Consider the following 20,147-nt stretch of genomic DNA (forward strand, 5'->3'; position numbering starts at 1 on the left):
TCACTTTTGGCGAAATCACTTTGGGTTAACGTCAACAGCTTGAATATAGCGAAAGGAGGTTTTCTCAAAGCCAATAGATTCGTAGTAGGCTTGGGTCTGCTCGCGGCGCATAGACGTAGTGACCTTAAGCTGGCGACAACCCCGCTCACTTGCTCTGCATTTGGCAAAGTCAATCAGTTGCGTCCCTACGCCTAAACCTCGACTCGCTTCAGCCACCACTAAGGCGGTAATGCGGCAGATGTGCTGCTGCGAGGGAAAATAATCAAAAATATTAGGGCGTGTTGACGTTTCGAGATTAAATTTTGTTCGTTCTGGCAAGCTCGTGCTCGCGAAATGAGGAATGAAGTGTAGTTATTCTACTCAAATGACGAGTGACAAAGAGCAAGGGCTTGCCAGACGAACCCTACGGGCAGCGTTTGGCAGACGTTTCTGCTGCGTTATCGTCCGTTTATGTAGAATAACTACATAGCACGGACTTTGCCTTGCATAAACGTCAGCCAAATAGCTGCAAAAATAACCCTGAAACGCCAACACGCCCTATACTTATCAACCCAACCACGGCTCCCTCTGACTCGGCGAGATAGATTTCATCCGATCTTTTGGGATCATCGAGATACTGATGTAACTGCGCCTCGGTAGCACTATAACCCAGCTGCAACAGTAAGTTAGCCATGGCGTTAAGGTCGGTTATTTGTGCTTTTTTTATTAGCATTTCTCTCAACATACTCCAATGTTAAAAACGCTTATCAGTTCATGACCATTTGTTGTGTCATATAAACCTCAGCATTTATAGGCGATGCCGTTGCAGGTGTAACCGAAAAAATCAGCACCATGAAAAGATGAATGCCCTGTTTTAAGTAGGCTATTACCTCCAAGTTCATGGGCTTTAGATTGGCATTGCATAAAAACTCTTGATATGAGTTCAGTGCCAGACAAGTTGAATTCCGGCGTATTTTTTTATAGCTTTCAGAAGCTTTTACAGGTGCGAGCAGTATGCATGTTGTTGGAAGTTCATCCTCTGAAAGATACATTTTTACCGGCTCGGCTGAATATGCCGTCTGGAGAGCGAGAGCTATGATAATCATCGGTAATCGTGTTTTCATACTTTTAAATCACTAATAGTGTTGTTGTATCTGTTATTTAAACTGTCCGCCTAAAGCACTAATTTTCAACCAAATTACGGCTAAATGAAAAGTCAGAAGGCGTAACTAATTCATAGCGTTAAATTGATTTATTATGAGAAGCTTTAAATCGACGCTCGCTAATTGTGATCACCTGAGATATGCCGCTATTACTACAGGGAACATTCTGACTCAGAAGCATTAACGCATAAAAAATCCAACACTCATGGCGAAACCGACAAGCACAATAAAACCCCGCAACAGGGATTGGGGAATGCGATAAGCCAGCGCGGCGCCAAGATAGCCGCCAATAATCGCCATAATGGCAAGCAGTAACAGATATTGCCCGTCAATCAGATTACCTAGGGCGTAAATCACCACGGCAATAGTGGTGAGTAGGGCGGAGAGTAAATTTTTAAGCCCGTTCATCCCATGTAACTGGCTTTGCCCGAGTAGCCCAAAGGTGGCGAGTAAAATAATCCCTAACCCCCCATTAAAATAACCGCCGTAAATACAGACGAGACTGAGAATAATCATTGCCGTCAGTGGCTTGACGGTATTCACACGGGGGTTGCTGGCATTCGCTAAGCGTTTTTTGAGTAACCAAGGTCCGGCGATAAAGGCGAGTGTGGCCAGCAAAATCAACCAAGGGACAAGATAAGCAAATACTTGCTCGCTGGTGCTTAGCAGTATCGCCGCGCCGAGGCATCCGCCAGCTATCGCAATCAAACACAGGGTTTTTAGGTTAAGATTTGCTGGATATTCAATCTCTTTTCGAAAACGCCAGGCACTGGCAAGGTAGCCAGGGAGCAGTGCCGCGGTGCCCGTAGCGTTAGCCATCAGTGGCGGCACGCCGACAAATACAAGGGCAAATAAGGTGATAAAGCTGCCGCCGCCCGCCACCGCATTTAGCATGCCGCCGAGTAAGCCTGCGAGGGCGATCAGTAACCAATCCATAGTGAATGCTCCGCTGGCATTGACGTGTTGAAATCGAACGTCAATTGCTTATAAAAACATCACCTTAACAGTAAGTCAGTTAGATGAAAAGCCATCAATATTGCTAAGTGGCAGCAGATTGATGGCTTTGTGATGGGGTCTGAATCGGGTTTAACTAGAAAGCCTTGGCATCAAGTGCTATGCCTAACTCATCAAAAGTGATTAACACTTTGCACTGATGCCTTTATTCAGCATGGAAAAGTCCTGAAGCAAATATCACAGTGGCTATGGCCAAGTATTGATCGCTAAATACCTCTTCTCCCCAGCAATGTTGCCCACGCTCTTGATAGTACACATGGTAACTGGCATTCGATGGCGTAGCGACGCAGTACCAACCATCAAATGTCTGCTTGCTAAAGTTGACCCAATACTGCGCATCCGCCTGTTTAATCTGCTGCATCAGCGCCTTATCTTGCGCCAATAGCGCTGCAAGTTCGGCTGCGCTGGTAATCTTGTGTTCGGTTTTTAACTGATTAAGGAGTGCTTTGAGTGTCATTATTGAAGTCCTTTTATCCTGAGGCACTATGTTAGCGAATGGCTGAGGCAATAGACGACTCGATTAAAGCGTTAAACACATCGGCTTGGCCTGCGGGGAGCAGTTGCCGATGAATTTCGCGGCGCTTTGCACTGTCAAATAAACGCTCCGCAACCCAACCCGTTAAATAGAGTGAGGACAGACAACCTCCCGCAGTGGCAATATTGCCATTGACCACCAGAGCAGAGTCTTCCACCTCCACGCCCATAGCTACCAATGCGGGTTTGGCATCGGGGTGCGTTGTTGCCGAAATATTGTCGAGTAAGCCTAACTTGGCAAAGAAGAATGAGCCTGCACAAATACTGCCAAGCAATTGCCGTGTGGGATCTAATTTAAGGGCCGACATAAACTCAGGATCCGCAAGTGCGGCAGGTACGCCTTTGTAGCCACTGCTGAATAATACCACGTCAGCATCGGCGATTTCGGAGACATGACCATCGGTTTCTACCGTCATTCCCAAACTTGACCTGTGGCTAGGTTTGGTACCGAGCACTTTGACTGTCCAATCGGTTGTTGTGCGGCCAAGAATATCGCGCATTAAAAAGAAATCGATATCGGTAAATTCATCAAATATCACAATCGCAATCTGGTACATCCTTTGTCCTCTCGTTTGCATTGGGATGACTTAAGGCTTGAATAGGCTCAACCATAAGTCTGGGGTTATCAAAATGGGGTTATTGGAATGCATGGTTAATCAACATTTTTACCAGCACTCAACGATGGGAGCCGCTTGGCAAAAATAGCATGGGCATCAAAATCTTGGCTTTGCATTCTGGCTAATGTCTGGGTTAACACGTCATCGGCCGCATCTTCAATCCGCAGGATCCTCTCTGCTGCGACATAGTCGCTAAAGGCTGTGGAGACTTGCTCAAACAAAGCTGTTATATCGCCAAATGCGGGATGACTGAACTGCGGATTAGGCAAGCCTCTAAGAGATCGCAGTTTCAGCAGCATTAACGCTGTTAGCGGTAAATATGTATGTGGTCCTCCGTTGAACTCAAAAAAGCACTTTTTATCGCCGATAACTGCTTGCTCTACCTGATAGTCACACAGGGTTTGCAACATAGTGCGAACAAACACTTTATCTTGAGTATCCCAGTTATCTAGAAATTCAGCATAGGGAAAGGAGGCTGTTTTACGAAGTGTCACTTGTACTTCAGTAGCAAAAGGCGGCTCAATAACACCCAAATATCGCCCATATAACAACACCAAAAAATCACCGATAAACCCGTGGGAACGAATTATCCAGCCAGCGCGCCAGGCGGTCGCCAAGGCTTGATACAGTTCGTCATTCTCAGTCTTCAGCTCAGAAAACAGCATAAGTACAAGCCGAAAAACACTGGTTGTCATCCATCCAGCATTGGCTATCTCACCTGTTTTCTCAACCGCTGTGTAGTATCGATAGTAGTCGATCGCGGTATTAAAATAGCCGTAAGCAAGCGAGCACATAAGCGGCTTAGGCTCAAGCAAGCCCGATTCAATATAGGTAAGCTGGGCTACATAGCCCCAATGACACTCGGGTACACCAAACTCAGCTCCAAACAATTGCCATTGCCGAAAATCCTCATCAAACTCACGATATTGTTTCACTCTCTCGAAACCATCTGACATCCCACTGTCGATATAATCGGTCAGTAAATACTGGTCATATTCAAAGACGTTTTTGGCATAATCGCGCATATGTTTACGACTGCGACTGCGCTTATTGAGAAATTTAGCTAACAACTTGAGCATCCTTAGTATTTAGGCTGCGGCGAGTTTACCGTAACTGCATACAAAGTGGCTAACCGTGAAGTAAAACGGAGGCTGTGCAAGTCACCAATGCACACGATGTGTAAAGCAGGGTTGAATACGCAGAACATTGTAGCAAACAGCGCTGATGCGTTGGCGACCATCGAAAAAAGGGACTTTTTCGTTGAGCCCCCAAGGATGGGTTTACGGCGTGTCGCAAGAGCATAAGTGCTGTTGCACTCGTTAGGTTCAATGGGTTAAGCAAAGTAATAAAAAGCCCAGAATCCTCTTCTGGGCTTTTTAAAACTAAAAAAATCGGTTAACGCTCAACACTTTTTAGGCTAAAGCTTCAATTTAACGTAAGTTTAAAGCCTTATTGCTATGGGTTATTTGCGCATTTTAAAGAACGCTTAAAACACCATCTCTGGTACATGGTCTGGCACAATTAATTTGCCAGCGGTTTTGCTAACAATTTCTTCAACGCTGACACCCGGTGCGCGTTCTAACAGATGAAAGGCGCCATCTTTAATCTCGATAAAGGCTAAATCGGTAACAACACGTTTGATACATCCGTAACCTGTGAGGGGCAATTCGCATACGGGTAACAGCTTAGAGTTACCGTACTTATCGGCGTGCATCATAGTCACGATAATATTTTCCGCGCCCGCCACTAAATCCATTGCACCGCCCATGCCCTTGATAAGCTTGCCTGGGATCATCCATGAGGCGATAGAACCATTGACATCGACCTCAAAGGCGCCGAGTACGGTTAAGTCCACATGGCCGCCACGGATCATGGCAAAGCTTTCGGCTGAGGAGAAAAACGAGGCACCTTTTACTGCGGTAACGGTTTGTTTGCCGGCATTAATTAAATCCGGATCTATGGTTTCTTCCGTCGGAAATTCCCCCATGCCGAGCAGGCCGTTTTCCGATTGCAGCATCACTTCCATGCCAGCGGGAATGTAATTGGCCACGAGCGTGGGAATGCCAATACCGAGGTTGACGTAGTAGCCGTCTTGTAATTCTTTGGCAACGCGCTGTGCCAGTTGTTCTCTTGATAATGCCATGATCTTTATCCTTCCTTTACCTAGAGTCGCTATTAGCCTCAATTTTTTGTGCTTTTACTTTGAGTCAAGACTCTGTCGCTTTAGCTTGCGTTGTTAATCGTTCGCGCTTCTTATTTCGCCGCTTTTACCGTGCGCTGCTCGATACGTTTCTCGAACTTGCCTTGGATGACGCGATCAACATAAATGCCGGGAGTATGGATATGATCAGGATCGAGCTCGCCCGGCTCTACAATAAACTCGGCTTCCACTACCGTGATTTTGCCCGCAGTCGCCATCATAGGGTTAAAGTTAGCGGCGGTTTTGCGGAACACTAAGTTACCCATAGTATCGGCCTTCCAGGCGCGAACGAGGGCAAAATCGGCGGTCAGAGATTCTTCTAACACATAGTGACGGCCTTTGATTTCACGGGTTTCTTTACCTTCCGCCACGGGGGTGCCGAAGCCAGTGGCGGTGAAAAATGCCGGAATGCCTGCGCCGCCGGCGCGGATTTTTTCCGCCAGCGTGCCCTGCGGCGTTAAAATCACATTCAGTTCGCCCGAGAGCATTTGCTGTTCGAAGGTGGCGTTCTCACCGACGTAGGAGGCGATCATGGTCGAAATCTGGCGATGTTTTAACAATAAGCCCAGACCGAAATCATCCACACCGGCATTATTCGAAATGGCGGTTAAGCCCTTAACGCCCATCTTAACCATTTGATTTATTAAGCCTTCAGGAATACCACACAGGCCAAAACCGCCAACCATAATGGTCATATCATCGGATAAACCTGTTAACGCTTCTTCATAGCTGCTGACGACTTTATTGAGTCCTGCCATTTTGATGTCCTTTAAATTGTTATTCGTGTCCAATCATTTCTAGCACCTAGCACCTAGCACCTAGCACCTAGCACCTAGCACCTAGGCTTTGGCGCCCTGCAAGATTGCATTGGCGACTTTAGAGCCATTAAGACGATTTAATTGTTTGCTGATCCCAAAACCCGCTAATGCCAGTTTTTCTAAATCGATACCCGTCTTCAAACCGAGTCCATGGAGCATATAGACCAAGTCTTCACTCGCCAGATTGCCCGACGCGCCTTTTGCATAGGGGCAACCACCTAGGCCCGCCACTGAGGCGTCAAAGCTGCGCACACCTAAGTCGAGGCAGGCGGTAATATTGGCTAATGCTTGGCCATAGGTGTCGTGAAAGTGCAGGGCAAGTTTTTCGACCGGCACTCGCTCCATCACGGCCTGCAGCATTTTACGGGCTTTTAACGGCGTGCCTACACCGATAGTGTCGCCGAGCGAAATTTCGTAACAGCCCATTTTGTAAAGGATTTCAGACACTCTTGCCACTTCGCTCGCTACGATTTTCCCTTCATAGGGGCAACCTAAAACGCAGGACACATAGCCACGTACTGGGATATTGGCGGCTTTTGCCATGTCCATCAACGGGATAAAGCGTTCAATCGACTCTTCAATCGAACAGTTGATATTGCGTTGGCTAAAGCTTTGTGACGCTGCACCAAAGATAGCGACTTCGGAAGCTTTTGCATCCAGCGCCAGCTCTAAGCCTTTGACATTAGGGGTGAGGGCGCTGTAAACCACGCCCGCTTGACGGCGAATTTGGCGCAATACGTCGCCGCTATCGGCCATTTGTGGCACCCATTTGGGGGACACAAAACTGCCTGCTTCAATTCGCTTCACACCTGCATCGGCGAGGGATTCAATCAAAGCGACTTTGGCCTGTGTTGGGACGGCGGCTTCATTCTGCAAGCCATCACGGGGCCCCATCTCGAATAGGCTAACCCTATCCGAGCTGGCGCTTAAGTTCGAAAGATCCAGCGCAGACATTTAGGCTTCCTCGCTCTGGGCTTTGGGCTCTACATGGAGCAGCACTGCGCCATCGCTCACTAACTCGCCCGCCTTGAAGTAGAACTCGGTAACAATACCGACGAAGGGCGCTTCGATGGTGTATTCCATCTTCATCGCTTCCATCACCAGTAGCCCTTGTCCCGCCTTAACCTCAGCACCGACTTCCACTAAGTGGGTTACAACTGTGCCGTTCATCGGGGCCTTGAGTTTATCTTCATTGCTCGATTCTGCCTCAACCACTTGGGTTTTTACCGCCCTGAAGTGATAACTGCCCGAGGGTAAAAACAGCGTAAAATCATCGCCCTGAGCGCTGACAGGCACTTTACTCTTATGGCCGTTGATTTCGGCTAATAGTAGGTCCTGCTTAAGCTCACCACTAAGGGACTTGCTGACATGACCTTCTTCCGTTGGCAGAGATAGCTGATAGTGATCGCCAAAGTCTAATAGCACCAATTGTTGTAACTCGTGGGCATCGTCGAGCAGGGCAATAGTATGCTGGCTAACGCTGTTGAGTCTAAAGCCACTGACTTGGCCCCAAGGCGAGTAAGGATCGGCGCTATTAATTGCCTGTGCCTTGGCGGCTTCTTTACGGGCAAGTACTTGATACAGTGCGGCAAAGGCGATTGCCGTATCGGTCTCGCTCGAAGCACTGCCAATCAGCGCATCGCCGTAACGGTTAATAAAGTCGGTGCTAAAATCCGCCTTGGCGAAGGCGGGATGCTCAGCAATATTCGCCAGAAATTCAATATTGTGCTTAAGCCCGCTGATTTGATAGGACTCGAGGGCATGCACTAGGCGTTGCAGCGCACGTGGACGCGACTCATCCCACACGATGAGCTTGGCTATCATAGGATCGTAGAAGTTACTGATCACATCGTTTTCACGGATGCCGGAATCGATACGCACGTATTTGCTTTGCTCGGGTTCGCGCAGGAAATTGAGCTTACCGCTGGCGGGTAAGAACTCATTTTGCGGATCTTCGGCGTAAATACGCACCTCAAAGGCGTGTCCATGGATACGCACTTCGTCCTGTTTGAGCGGTAACGGCTGGCCACTGGCGACCATTAACTGCCATTTGACTAAGTCTTGGCCCGTCACCATTTCGGTCACAGGATGCTCTACCTGCAGACGAGTATTCATCTCCATAAAGTAGAAGCTATTGTCGGTATCTAACAGGAATTCAACGGTTCCCGCGCCGACATAATCGATGGCCTTAGCGGCAGCTACGGCGGCTTCACCCATTTGGGCGCGCAGCTCATCACTTAAACCGGGCGCAGGCGCTTCTTCGACCACTTTTTGGTGGCGGCGCTGAATCGAGCAGTCGCGATCCGATAGGTAAATTGCATTGCCAAAGGTATCGGCAAACACTTGCACTTCGACATGGCGAGGCTGGCGTAAATAACGCTCCATCAATAATTTATCATTACCGAAGGAGGAGGCCGCTTCACGGCGCGCCGAGTTGATGGCGTCCATGATTTCGCCTTCATGCTCAACGATACGCATGCCTTTGCCACCGCCACCGTAGGCGGCTTTAATCAGCATGGGGAAGCCGATTTTTAAGGCTTCGGCCTTGAGTGTAGCGTCGGTTTGATCGTCGCCATGGTAACCTGGCACTAAAGGCACTTGGGCCGCCGTCATAATGGCTTTGGCCGCGCTCTTGCTGCCCATGGCATCGATGGCATCACTGCCTGGGCCAACAAATACGATTCCGGCCGCCTCACACTTGCGGGCAAAGTCAGCGTTTTCCGATAAGAAGCCATAGCCTGGGTGAATGGCTTGCGCCTGAGCTTTTTTGGCGATTTCAATAATCAAGTCGCCCTTGAGGTAAGAATCCGCCGGGGCGCTGCCACCTAAGTAAAACGATTCGTCGGCCATGGCAACATGGCGGGCGTTTTTATCGGCATCGGAATATAAGGCTACGGTGCGAACGCCCATGGCCTGCGCGGTTTTGATAATCCGGCAGGCAATTTCACCACGGTTAGCAATTAAAAGCTTAGTGAACATGCTGTTAGTCAACATCAAAGAACTCCTTGAGTATCTGTTGGCGTGTGCCAGTTCGGCTGACGTTTCTCAAAAAAGGCGTTTAAGCCTTCTTGGCCTTCATCAGATACCCGAATGCGGGCGATGCGCTCGCTGGTGTAATCAATCGTATCTTGGTCTATCACGCCATCTTCGAGGCGGGCAAGTAAGGTCTTTACCCATGCCATTCCCTGCGGACTGTTGGCCTGCAGCGCGGTGATAATGGGTTGGGCTGCGGCCGCTAAATCGTCGTTGATCTCATGGATAACATTGAGTTTGAGCGCCGTTTGCGCATCAAAACGCTCCGCGGTCAGCATATAGCGGCGTGAGGCACGATTGCCCATGGCGCGGGCAACGTAGGGGCTAATCACTGCGGGGATCAGCCCTAGTTTGACTTCGCTTAAGCAGAAGCTGGCGCGCTCGGTGGCGATGGCAATATCACTGGCGCAGATTAACCCAAGCGCGCCGCCAAAGGCTGCACCTTGGACTAAGGCGATAGTGGGTTTTGGAAAGGTATCTAAATCCTGCATCAGCTTAGCCAGCGCCTTGGCGTCATTCAGATTTTGCTCAAAATCCATCTTGGCTTGTTTGCGCATCCAGTTTAAGTCGGCGCCAGCGCTGAAGTTTTTGCCATTGGCTTTTAATATCAGCAGTTTGCAATCTTTGTGCTCGGCAAAATAACCGAGGACGGCGATCATTTCGCTGATCATCACCTCATCGAAGGCGTTGTGCACTTCTGCGCGGTTAAGGATTAACTCGCCCACGCCGTTATTCAGCGCATAGCTGACGTGCTGCAAATTAGCTAAGGATTGAGTGCTAGTGTTCTGGTGTTGTGTGTCAGTCATTATTATTCCCGTCATAGTGATTCCCTCTATGAGTGATACGTAAGGCATCGCAAGATGCGTTACATACGGAAGACGCCGAAGCGGGTGTCTTCGATAGGGGCATTTAATGCGGCTGACAGGGCAAGGCCCACCACATCACGGGTTTGCGCCGGGTCGATAATACCGTCATCCCACAGGCGTGCGCTGGCGTGGTAGGGATGACCCTCTTTATCGTACTGGGCAATAATCGGCGCCTTGAAGGCCTTTTCAGCCTCAGCAGACCATTCTTCGCCCTTACGGGCTAAACCGTCGCGGCGCACTGTGGCTAATACGCCAGCGGCTTGCTCGCCACCCATCACAGAGATGCGCGCATTGGGCCACATCCACATCATGGTTGGTTCGAAGGCGCGGCCACACATACCGTAGTTACCCGCGCCGTAGCTGCCACCGATAATCACGGTAAATTTTGGCACATTGGCGCAGGACACTGCGGTCACCATCTTGGCGCCATGCTTAGCGATACCTTCGTGTTCGTACTTTTTACCCACCATAAAGCCGGTGATGTTTTGCAGGAACAGCAGCGGTATCTTGCGCTGGCAGCACAGTTCGATAAAGTGCGCGCCTTTTTGCGCTGATTCGGAGAATAAAATGCCGTTGTTGGCCACAATTCCTACGGGATAACCGTGAATACGGGCAAAACCACAGACTAAAGTAGCGCCATAGTTGGCCTTAAACTCATCGAAATCGGAGTCGTCGACGATGCGAGCAATCACTTCTTTCACATCGAAGGGCTTTTTCAAGTCGGTACCGACGATGCCGTAGAGTTCGCTGATATCAAACTTAGGTGGCTTAACTGGGCTCAGCAGACTATTGATTTGTTTTTGATGATTCAGACGCAGCACAGCGCGGCGTGCAAGCTCTAAGGCATGCTCATCGTTTTGGGCTAAGTGATCCGCTACACCTGAAATTTTAGTGTGTACGTCAGCGCCGCCGAGTTCTTCGGCGCTGACTTCTTCACCGGTGGCGGCTTTAACTAACGGCGGCCCAGCTAAGAAGATAGTGCCTTGTTCTTTAACGATAATAGATTCATCGGCCATGGCAGGCACATAGGCGCCGCCCGCGGTACACAGACCCATCACCACCGCAATTTGCGGAATGCCCTTGGCGGACATTTGTGCTTGGTTGTAGAAAATTCGGCCGAAATGGTCGCGATCTGGAAAGACTTCATCCTGACGGGGCAAGTTAGCGCCGCCAGAGTCGACTAAATAGATACAGGGCAGATGACAGCGGCTGGCAATCTCTTGTGCCCTTAAGTGTTTTTTGACCGTGATAGGGTAGTAAGTGCCGCCTTTGACCGTGGCATCGTTGGCGATAATCATGCACTCTACGCCGCTCACTCGGCCGATACCGGCGATAATTCCTGCGGCGGGTACTTCTTCATCGTAAACGTCGAAGGCGGCGAACTGGGACAGTTCTAAAAAGGGCGAACCAGCGTCGAGGAGTTTCTCAACCCGTTGACGGGGAAGGAGTTTGCCGCGGGCCAAATGGCGCTCTAGGGCAACGGGGCCGCCGCCAAGTTCAATTTTGGCGAGTTTGGTTTTAAGATCGGCCACTAGGGCGGCCATATCGTCGGATTTGGCTTTAAATTCATCGCTACGGGCGTTGATACGACTGCTTAATTGCGTCACTTTGATTGTCCTTATAAAGCGGTAACTCAGTATCAGTTGGCTCGGTGGGCGAAGGGGCATGAAAGGCAAAAGCTCATCATGCGCCGTTCGCCCTAGGCTGCTTATTTCGATTCGTTAAAGAGCTCGCGGCCAATCAGCATACGGCGAATTTCTGAGGTGCCAGCACCAATCTCATAGAGTTTGGCATCGCGCAGCAAGCGGCCAGTCGCATACTCGTTGACGTAACCGTTACCGCCGAGCAATTGAATGGCATCCAGTGCCATTTTGGTTGCCAGCTCCGCGCTGTAAAGAATGGCGCCCGCGGCGTCTTTACGGGTGGTTTCACCACGACCGCAGGATTTCGCCACGCTATAAACATAGGCTTTAGCGGCGTTCATACCAGTGTACATATCGGCTAATTTGCCTTGGACTAATTGGAATTCACCGATGGATTTGCCAAATTGCTCACGCTCGTGGATATAAGGCACGACGATGTCCATACAGGCGCTCATGATCCCCAGTGGGCCGCCTGAGAGCACGACGCGTTCGTAATCTAAGCCACTCATCAGCACTTTGACGCCATTGTTGAGGCCACCGAGAATGTTTTCCTCTGGCACTTCGACATCTTCAAACACCAGTTCGCAGGTGTTTGAACCGCGCATCCCCAGTTTGTCGAGTTTTTGTGCTTGGCTGAAACCTTTAAAACCACGCTCAACGATAAAGGCCGTGATGCCGTGTGCGCCCTTGGTTAAGTCGGTTTTGGCATAAATCACATAGGTATTGGCATCGGGACCGTTGGTGATCCACATTTTGTTGCCATTGAGGATATAACGGTCGCCTTCTTTACGGGCGTGCAGCTTCATTGAAACCACATCTGAGCCTGCATTGGGCTCACTCATCGCCAGCGCGCCGATATGTTCACCGCTGACCAGCTTTGGTAAATACTTGGCCTTTTGCTCTGCATTACCGTTACGGTTAATTTGATTGACGCACAGGTTAGAGTGGGCGCCGTAGCTTAACCCGATAGAAGCAGATGCGCGGGAAATCTCTTCCATGGCGACCACGTGGGCAAGATAGCCCATGTTTGCTCCGCCGTATTCCTCAGGCACAGTGACACCTAAGAGTCCCATTCCACCGAGCACGGGCCAAATTTCGTTAGGGAAGGCGTTGTCGTGGTCGACTTTAGCGGCAATGGGGGCGATTTCGTGTTTAGCGAAATCTTGCACCGCATCGCGCAGCATATCGACTTCTTCGCCTAGGCCAAAATTGAGACTGGTGTAGAGTGAGTTCATTGCTTGTGTCCTATCTTAGGTTCTAATTTATATTTTTATGATTATTAGGTGCTTGAGTCTTTAAAACCGTCTTACAGTGCGTGATATATCCCTGTCACGCGGTCGTACCAACTGAGGTGTTGATTAATGCTATGCTCGCAAGCCTCGAAGGAATTAGGCCTTGGCCTTGCTTTCTTCTAGGGCGAGGCGGCATTGTTGCTCGGCCGAGTTCAGCTCCATCAGTACCACTTTAATGTCGTCCATTTGCTGCTGCAGTGCGGATTTTTTCTCTTCCACTAGGGCAAGCATGGTATTGAGCTGGGTGGTGCTGCTCTTGTCGGCATCGTAAAGTTCGAACAGGCGACGGGTTTCTGCGAGAGAGAACCCAAGGCGCTTGCCGCGCAGAATTAGTTTGAGTCGAACCCTGTCTTTGAGACTGTAAATACGGGTTTGACCGCGACGTTTTGGCTTAAGTAAGCCTTGGTCTTCGTAAAAACGAATGCTTCGGGTTGTGATATCAAACTCTTTGGAGAGATCACTGATCGAATAAGTCGTTTGTGGCGTGTTAGTTGCGCTCATTCAGGCACCTTAGTTAATCATTTTTTAGCAAGATATATGAAGTTTACGTAAAGGTAAAGATTGCGGTGTGGTTAGTCTGAATTTTTTGTCAATTCTTGTTGCCACTCGCTCGAATGACCTCAAATCAACCTATTGATATTAATGAGCTAAACACTGAGTAGGAAAGGCACTGTTGATGCGGGGAAGTGCCGCATTGCCCTCGTCTTACAATTGGGCAACGCAGCGCAGTGGATTGAGCAAGCAACTTGTATCAAAAGCCGCGATTATCGGCGCTTACTCCATGGTGTTGAGCAAGCCATCATCGGCTAACACACCCTCATAGGTTGGGCGGTTTAACGCCTCGATAAGGACCGGATCGCGTTTATATACGTCATTGTAAAACTTGATTTTCCCGTCCTTTAAAGTGACGGTCCAATACATGATCAAAATGTCTAAGGGTTCATCTAAGAACAGGTTTTCCGTTTTTCCCTCACTTAATTTGCTACTGAGCGTGTTACTTGACCAATTGGCATTGGCACTCAGCAATTTATCCGCCAGCACGAGCGGATCTTTGACTCGAATACAGCCATGACTGAAGGCTCTATCCGTTTGTTCAAACAGACTTTTTGCTGGCGTATCATGTAGATAAATCGAGTATTGGTTAGGGAAGATAAACTTAACTAACCCCAGTGAGTTATCTTCACCCGGGTCTTGCACAAACCAGTAGGGGAAGTTTTTGCGCGTCATGCTATGCCAATCGATGCCGCTTGCATCCACGGGCGTGCCCGAGCCTTCGACCACTTTAAAGTGTTTCTTCTGTAAATAATCGGGATCTTTACGCAAGTGATTGATGATTTCAGTCGAGATGCTGCGGGGCACTGTCCAAGTGGGATTGACAACTACGTATTTTAACTTGGATTTAAACAGCGGTGTTTTAGCGTTAATTTTGCCGATGATAATGTCGGTTCGCCAGCTTAAGCTGTTGTCTTTAAAGAGTAACAGCTCGTAACCTGCCAAGTTGACGATAAGATAATTGGCAGGCAAGTTTGCCGATAACCAGCGCGCTCGCTCAAGGTTGATACGGATCTGATCGACCCGTTGCGAGTAGGGCACATTCAGCGCCGCCATAGTGCCCACACCAATCACGCCATCGGCTTTGAGACTATGGTCGGTTTGGAATTGACGCACCGCGGCTTCAAGCGTGCTGTCGTACGTTAAGGGCTGGTTTACGGCGGCGCTATTGTCCGCTGGCGCGCTTGCAGCTAAGTAACCTAACTCTGTTAGCCGTGTGACTATACCTTGTACCGAAGGGGAAGTGCTGCCGGGCTTGATGACTTCCGTATAGGGAATGGGACTAAAGGGATAGCGTGCCGCTAAGTCTTTGTACTGGGCAAGATACTGTTTTAGCTGGTGATAGGGCGCAATCTTAGGTGCTAAGCCTGCAATAGCATCAGCCACAGTGTGTGCTTTAATGTGTTCTTCGAGCTGCTTTAACGTGGTATCGAAATCCAGATGGGTTTCATCATAATTCCAGGTTTTGCCGAGCATACTGGGGTTCACTTTGCCGTTTAGCAAGTGAATGGCGTAGGTGATGATCCCATCGCTTAGAAGCACTTCAAATACACTGCTGCGGTATTCATCCTGCCAATTCGAGGCACTGAGCTGTTGGTAAAGTTCGACTAGCTTGGAGTAGTGATAATCTTCCTTCGACAACCCTTCATCATCGGCACTTTTAATCACATCGAGCATAGTGCCCGCGTATTCTCTGTCTTGCCAGAGCGGCTGATATTGACGCACTTGGTAAACCCGCGACAGCAACTTGGCACTAATGACCTGAGTATTGTCGACCTTGGCTCGTTCACCAATAGATAAGGGTTCGAGTAAGGTTTCTAGCTGCTGGGTTGACGCAACGCCGCTCGCGCTAACGAGACTGAGGATCAGGAGTAAGGCAGGTTTGAGTTGTTTGAAGCGCATCATAATGAGTATTTCTTTCCATGAAAAAATCCATTAAAGACATAAGACTATGTTGAATCATTTCGTACAGCAAGTGTGCTGTACAATTATCCAACATGTTTAACAGTTTTAGTGGTTATATCCCTTAGTCTAATGGGGGAATAGCGCTGGGCAGGTCATAATCAATTTGGGAAGGAAGGGGAGAGTTTCATCTGTGGTGACACGGGTGAGTGTCATGATGGGAGGCCTTATGACAGATGTTGGACAACAATTACATCAGACATCTATTGCGACTAAACAGGCATTTTGGCAACAAGCCGCCAAGGCCTTAGACTGGGTTACGCCGAGCAAACAAATATTAGATGAAAGCGAGGCACCGTTTTATCACTGGTTTAGCGATGGCGAGTTAAACACTTGCTACAACGCGGTCGATAGACACGTGTTGGCGGGGCGTGGTGAGCAAATTGCCATCCATTACGTGAGCCCTGTGACGGAAACCGAATACAGCATTACTTACCGTGAGTTGCAGGCCCAAGTGGCGAGGCTTGCGGGTTATTTACAAAGTGTGGGTGTGACTAAGGGAGACCGTGTGGTCATCTACATGCCCATGGTGCCCGAGACCGCCTATGCCATGCTTGCCTGCGCGCGCATTGGTGCCATCCATTCGGTGGTCTTCGGCGGCTTTGCGGCCAATGAGCTGGCGACCCGGATCAATGATGCTAAGCCAAAGTTGGTAATGTCCGCCTCCTGCGGGATTGAGCCTTCGGGCGTGGTGCCCTATAAACCCTTACTGGACAAAGCATTAAATGAAGCGGTGCACAAAGTTGAGCACTGCTTGATTTTAAATCGCCCCCAATATGAGGCGCAGATGCAAGCGGGGCGCGATAAAGATTGGCAAACCGCCTTATGTACTAGCGACAGTGCCGATTGTGTGACGGTGAAAGCCACCGATCCCCTGTATGTGCTTTATACCTCGGGGACCACGGGTCAACCCAAGGGCGTGGTGCGGGACAATGGCGGCCATGCGGTGGCATTGGCTTGGTCCATGGCCAATATTTATGATATTGCCCAAGGGGATGTGTTTTGGGCTGCATCGGATGTGGGCTGGGTTGTAGGGCACTCCTATATTGTCTATGGTCCGCTGCTTGTCGGGGCGACGACCTTGTTATACGAAGGAAAACCCGTAGGTACGCCGGATCCCGGCGCCTTTTGGCGCACGATTGCTAAGTATCGAGTCAAAAGCTTTTTCACCGCGCCCACGGCGATCCGTGCCATTAAGCGCGAAGATCCCGACGGCGAATTTATCCAAGGTGTCGATTTAAGCTGCTTGAAGAATGTCTTTTTGGCAGGGGAGCGTTGCGATCCCGATACCTTGCATTGGGCCGAAGCCAAACTGAAAAAACCGGTTATTGACCATTGGTGGCAAACTGAAACGGGCTGGCCAGTGGCGGCAAACCTGATGGGCGTGGCACCGATTGCCGTTAAAGCGGGATCGCCTGGCCGACCCGTCCCAGGATATGAGGTCGATGTAGTCGATGAGATGGGCGCCAAAGTGGCGGCGAATGTCTCAGGCAATGTGGTTATCAAATTGCCGCTGCCACCGGGTACGCTCACTACGCTCTGGCAAAATAACAAACGCTATCAAGACAGTTACTTATCTATGTACCCAGGCTATTACCTTACGGGGGATGCGGGTTACATGGATGAAGATGGCTATTTATATATCATGAGCCGTATCGATGACATTATTAACGTAGCCGGCCATCGACTCTCCACCGGGCGATTTGAAGAGGTCCTGTGTCAGCATCCCGATGTAGCCGAAGCGGCCGTGATTGGTGTCGATGATAAACTCAAAGGCCAAGTGCCCTTGGGCTTAGTGGTGCTGAAAAAGGGTGTGACCATTACGGACGAGGAACTGCATAAGCAGTTAATTGCCCTCGTTCGCCAAGAAATTGGTCCCGTCGCGTCCTTTAGGTTGGTGAGCGCTATTCAAAAGCTGCCGAAAACCCGCTCGGGTAAAATCCTGCGCGGTACTATGCGTAAAATTGCAGATAATCAGCAATATACGGCGCCAGCGACGATTGAAGATCCACAAACCCTCGATTTAGTCCGCACGACCTTAACCCGCATGGGCTATGCCGATGCTCTTGTGGGGTAATCTGACAAGGCAGTAGTGAGCGGTCAAAAATAAGGGCCGTACAGCCAAGATAAAGCGATAGCCTGATGAGAGCAGTCCCATCAGGCTATCGCTTTTATTTTGGGAGAAATCGCTGGAGCCCAAGGCTTGCTCTTATATATCACTATTTGCTAGTCTAGCCCGCATACTTAATAGTTAAGTCTTTACGGAGCACTATTAAGGAATTGGATCTTAAGCTTTATATCTAGATTCAAATTGTTAGCGACATTACACATTTCACAACGGCTTAGGGACGACCCTAAATACGCCGATATCAATTTGGGGACGACCCCGTATGGGAGTTCTCTATGAGCTGGTTTCTATTAATTCTTGCTGGACTATTTGAAATTGGTTGGGCGATCGGGCTTAAGTACACCGACGGATTTAGCCGCCTCTGGCCGAGTGTGTTTACTGTATTCTCCATGACAGTGAGTGTGCTGCTGTTGGGGCTGGCGGTTAAACAGCTACCGATAGGCACGGCGTATGGCGTTTGGGTCGGCATAGGTGCCATGGGCACGGCAATTGCGGGTATTATTCTGTTAGGTGAGGGCGTGAGCCTGCTGAAAATCGCCAGCTTAATCCTCATTTTGCTTGGCGTGCTCGGCTTAAAACTCGCTCATTAATCCATTTACTTCCCTAGGGAAGAGTTCGCCCAGATGTATACGATTGGTAAAGATGTTTAATGAGATCTAGGAATATTCTCCTGAAAAAACAGCACATCTTAGGCTGTAATCGGGATTGCCAATCGTATGCATCGTCTATTGTCTCTGGTAATTAAGTTACAAAGCCCGATATAATTACACCTCCAAATTGGTTATTTCTAACCTCTGTGACCCGTGGGAATTATATAATGCAAAACCACAGCAATCTTAATGACATTGGCGTGATTGGCCTTGGCGTGATGGGCAAAAACCTCGCGCTAAACATTGCCGACAATCAATATCGCGTCAGTGCCTTCGACCTCGATCCTGTTAAAGTCAACGGTGTTTTACAACAAGAAAAACAAGAACGTGTAGGACAGGATCTGCGTATAACAGGCTGTGCTAATCTTTCAGAAATGTTAGCAAGCCTCGCTCACCCCCGTATTCTCGTGCTGTCTGTCCCTGCGGGTGCGCCTGTGGATGGGGTATGTCATGCCCTGATTTCTGCTGGTATCGAAGCGGACGATATTGTTATCGATACGGGCAACAGTCTTTGGACGGACACCGTTGAGCGTGAAAAGCGTTACCAAGGGAAATTTATCTTCTTCAGCTCGGCGGTTTCGGGGGGGGAAGTCGGTGCCCGTTTTGGCCCTTCATTAATGCCAAGTGGCGATCTTGGGGCTTGGCAGCATGTGGCGCCGATTTGGAAGGCCATTGCTGCTAAGGTTGATCCTCAAACAGGGTTGCCGATTGAACGTTTTGAGCCGGGCAATCCCGTGACCGAAGGTGAGCCTTGCACGACCTATATTGGTCCAGCTGGCGCTGGGCATTATGTGAAAATGGTGCATAACGGGATTGAATACGCCGATATGCAACTGATTTGCGAAGCCTATCAGTTAATGCACGATGGCTTAGGCATGAGTGCGGCACAGGTGGGTGAGGTGTTTGAACGCTGGAATAAGGGCAGTTTAAACAGCTATCTGATGGGGATCAGCGCCGAGGTGCTCAAACAGGCGGATCCGCTAACCGGTCAGCCGTTAGTTGAGATGATCCTCGATAAAGCAGGGCAAAAGGGCACCGGGCTTTGGACTGCTGTCAGCAGTTTGCAAATTGGTTGCCCGGCGCCCACTATTGCCGAAGCGGTTTATGCGCGCGCGGTAAGCACCCAAAAATCCCTCCGTGTTGAGCTCAGTAAAAAGCTCGCAGGTCCTGCCTCAGTGGCGATGGATGATGCTCAAAAAGCCAGTTTAATCGATGCCTTAGAGAGTGCGCTCTATTGCGCGAAAGTGTGTTGCTACGCCCAGGGTTTCCAACTGATGGCGATGACGGCGCAGGAGCAAAAATGGCAGCTCGATTTTGCCGAAATCGCGAAGATTTGGCGTGCGGGTTGTATTATTCGTGCCACCTTCTTGCAATCTATTACTCAAGCTTATCAAGCGGATGCGGACTTAAGCTGTTTATTGATGGCAGACACTTTTGCAACTACCTTGTCGGAAAAACAAACCGAGTGGCGCAGTGCTGTGGCGGCGGCTGTGATGCAAGGGATCCCCGTGCCTTGTATTAGTTCGGCACTGGCCTATTACGACAGTTACCGCAGCGAGACACTGCCAGCAAACTTGCTTCAAGGACAAAGGGACTTTTTCGGTGCCCATACCTTTGAGCGCTTAGATAAGCCCGCTGGCGAGAAATATCATTTAGATTGGAGTGCCCCAAACAGGGTATTAATTAAGCTCTAAAT

At 49.5% G+C, this 20,147-nt stretch carries 18 protein-coding genes and 1 pseudogene; 3 read left to right on the plus strand and 16 right to left on the minus strand.

Translation table 11 applies throughout. From position 1 onward, the window contains the following. Positions 1 to 15 precede the first annotated feature (15 nt). From K0H60_RS08625 to K0H60_RS08700, 16 genes and pseudogenes are all read right to left on the minus strand, one after another. Positions 16 to 267 (minus strand): annotated as a pseudogene (locus K0H60_RS08625) (GNAT family N-acetyltransferase); the annotation flags it as partial. Between the two features lie 226 nt (positions 268 to 493). After that, positions 494 to 712, minus strand: coding sequence for a hypothetical protein (locus K0H60_RS08630; protein ID WP_258405802.1), 219 nt, complete (start codon positions 710 to 712; stop codon positions 494 to 496). A gap of 34 nt (positions 713 to 746) precedes the next feature. Further along, positions 747 to 1,103: a hypothetical protein gene (locus K0H60_RS08635; protein ID WP_220057869.1), complete on the minus strand. Its 357-nt coding sequence runs from the start codon at positions 1,101 to 1,103 to the stop codon at positions 747 to 749. A gap of 219 nt (positions 1,104 to 1,322) precedes the next feature. Further along, a complete protein-coding gene (locus K0H60_RS08640; protein WP_220057870.1) occupies positions 1,323 to 2,078 on the minus strand; it encodes a sulfite exporter TauE/SafE family protein in 756 nt (251 codons plus the stop codon). Positions 2,079 to 2,301: 223 nt separating this feature from the next. After that, the gene (locus K0H60_RS08645) at positions 2,302 to 2,613 is read right to left on the minus strand and encodes a cytoplasmic protein (RefSeq protein ID WP_220057871.1); all 312 of its coding nucleotides are present in this window, start codon (positions 2,611 to 2,613) and stop codon (positions 2,302 to 2,304) included. A gap of 31 nt (positions 2,614 to 2,644) precedes the next feature. Continuing rightward, the gene (locus K0H60_RS08650; protein WP_220057872.1) at positions 2,645 to 3,247 is read right to left on the minus strand and encodes a DJ-1/PfpI family protein; all 603 of its coding nucleotides are present in this window, start codon (positions 3,245 to 3,247) and stop codon (positions 2,645 to 2,647) included. A gap of 95 nt (positions 3,248 to 3,342) precedes the next feature. Beyond that, on the minus strand, positions 3,343 to 4,386 hold the full coding sequence (locus tag K0H60_RS08655) for a hypothetical protein (RefSeq protein WP_258405803.1): 1,044 nt from the start codon (positions 4,384 to 4,386) through the stop codon (positions 3,343 to 3,345). Between the two features lie 407 nt (positions 4,387 to 4,793). Continuing rightward, positions 4,794 to 5,450, minus strand: coding sequence for a 3-oxoacid CoA-transferase subunit B (locus K0H60_RS08660; RefSeq protein ID WP_011623089.1), 657 nt, complete (start codon positions 5,448 to 5,450; stop codon positions 4,794 to 4,796). Positions 5,451 to 5,560: 110 nt separating this feature from the next. Further along, entirely contained in the window at positions 5,561 to 6,265 is a 705-nt protein-coding gene (locus K0H60_RS08665; protein ID WP_133180461.1) for a CoA transferase subunit A, read from the minus strand. An 81-nt stretch (positions 6,266 to 6,346) separates the two neighbouring features. Then, positions 6,347 to 7,279, minus strand: a complete 933-nt coding sequence (locus K0H60_RS08670; RefSeq protein ID WP_220057874.1) for a hydroxymethylglutaryl-CoA lyase — start codon at positions 7,277 to 7,279, stop codon at positions 6,347 to 6,349. Continuing rightward, entirely contained in the window at positions 7,280 to 9,319 is a 2,040-nt protein-coding gene (locus K0H60_RS08675) for an acetyl/propionyl/methylcrotonyl-CoA carboxylase subunit alpha (protein ID WP_220057875.1), read from the minus strand. After that, positions 9,319 to 10,164 carry an enoyl-CoA hydratase-related protein gene (locus K0H60_RS08680; protein ID WP_220057876.1) on the minus strand — a complete coding sequence of 282 codons (846 nt, stop codon included), beginning with the start codon at positions 10,162 to 10,164 and terminating at the stop codon, positions 9,319 to 9,321. The genes K0H60_RS08675 and K0H60_RS08680 overlap by 1 nt, the downstream gene beginning before the upstream one ends. Positions 10,165 to 10,223: 59 nt before the next feature. Beyond that, a complete protein-coding gene (locus K0H60_RS08685; protein WP_088211392.1) occupies positions 10,224 to 11,831 on the minus strand; it encodes a carboxyl transferase domain-containing protein in 1,608 nt (535 codons plus the stop codon). A gap of 101 nt (positions 11,832 to 11,932) precedes the next feature. Next, positions 11,933 to 13,102 (minus strand): isovaleryl-CoA dehydrogenase, encoded by a 1,170-nt coding sequence (locus tag K0H60_RS08690; RefSeq protein WP_220057877.1) that lies wholly within the window; start codon positions 13,100 to 13,102, stop codon positions 11,933 to 11,935. Positions 13,103 to 13,255: 153 nt separating this feature from the next. After that, positions 13,256 to 13,660, minus strand: a complete 405-nt coding sequence (locus tag K0H60_RS08695) for a MerR family transcriptional regulator (protein ID WP_011623082.1) — start codon at positions 13,658 to 13,660, stop codon at positions 13,256 to 13,258. Between the two features lie 273 nt (positions 13,661 to 13,933). Further along, the gene (locus K0H60_RS08700; RefSeq protein WP_220057878.1) at positions 13,934 to 15,616 is read right to left on the minus strand and encodes a L,D-transpeptidase family protein; all 1,683 of its coding nucleotides are present in this window, start codon (positions 15,614 to 15,616) and stop codon (positions 13,934 to 13,936) included. Positions 15,617 to 15,842: 226 nt separating this feature from the next. Between K0H60_RS08700 and K0H60_RS08705 the strand changes: the two genes are divergently transcribed. The 3 genes from K0H60_RS08705 (at position 15,843) to gnd (ending at position 20,145) form a co-directional block, all read left to right on the plus strand. After that, a complete protein-coding gene (locus K0H60_RS08705; protein ID WP_220057879.1) occupies positions 15,843 to 17,750 on the plus strand; it encodes a propionyl-CoA synthetase in 1,908 nt (635 codons plus the stop codon). Between the two features lie 326 nt (positions 17,751 to 18,076). Next, the gene (gene sugE / locus K0H60_RS08710; RefSeq protein WP_011716705.1) at positions 18,077 to 18,391 is read left to right on the plus strand and encodes a quaternary ammonium compound efflux SMR transporter SugE; all 315 of its coding nucleotides are present in this window, start codon (positions 18,077 to 18,079) and stop codon (positions 18,389 to 18,391) included. A 227-nt stretch (positions 18,392 to 18,618) separates the two neighbouring features. Next, positions 18,619 to 20,145, plus strand: a complete 1,527-nt coding sequence (gene gnd / locus K0H60_RS08715) for an NADP-dependent phosphogluconate dehydrogenase (protein WP_220057880.1) — start codon at positions 18,619 to 18,621, stop codon at positions 20,143 to 20,145. Positions 20,146 to 20,147 lie beyond the last annotated feature (2 nt).

It is taken from the genome of Shewanella mangrovisoli (genome assembly GCF_019457635.1).
Taxonomy (GTDB): Bacteria; Pseudomonadota; Gammaproteobacteria; order Enterobacterales; family Shewanellaceae; genus Shewanella; species Shewanella mangrovisoli.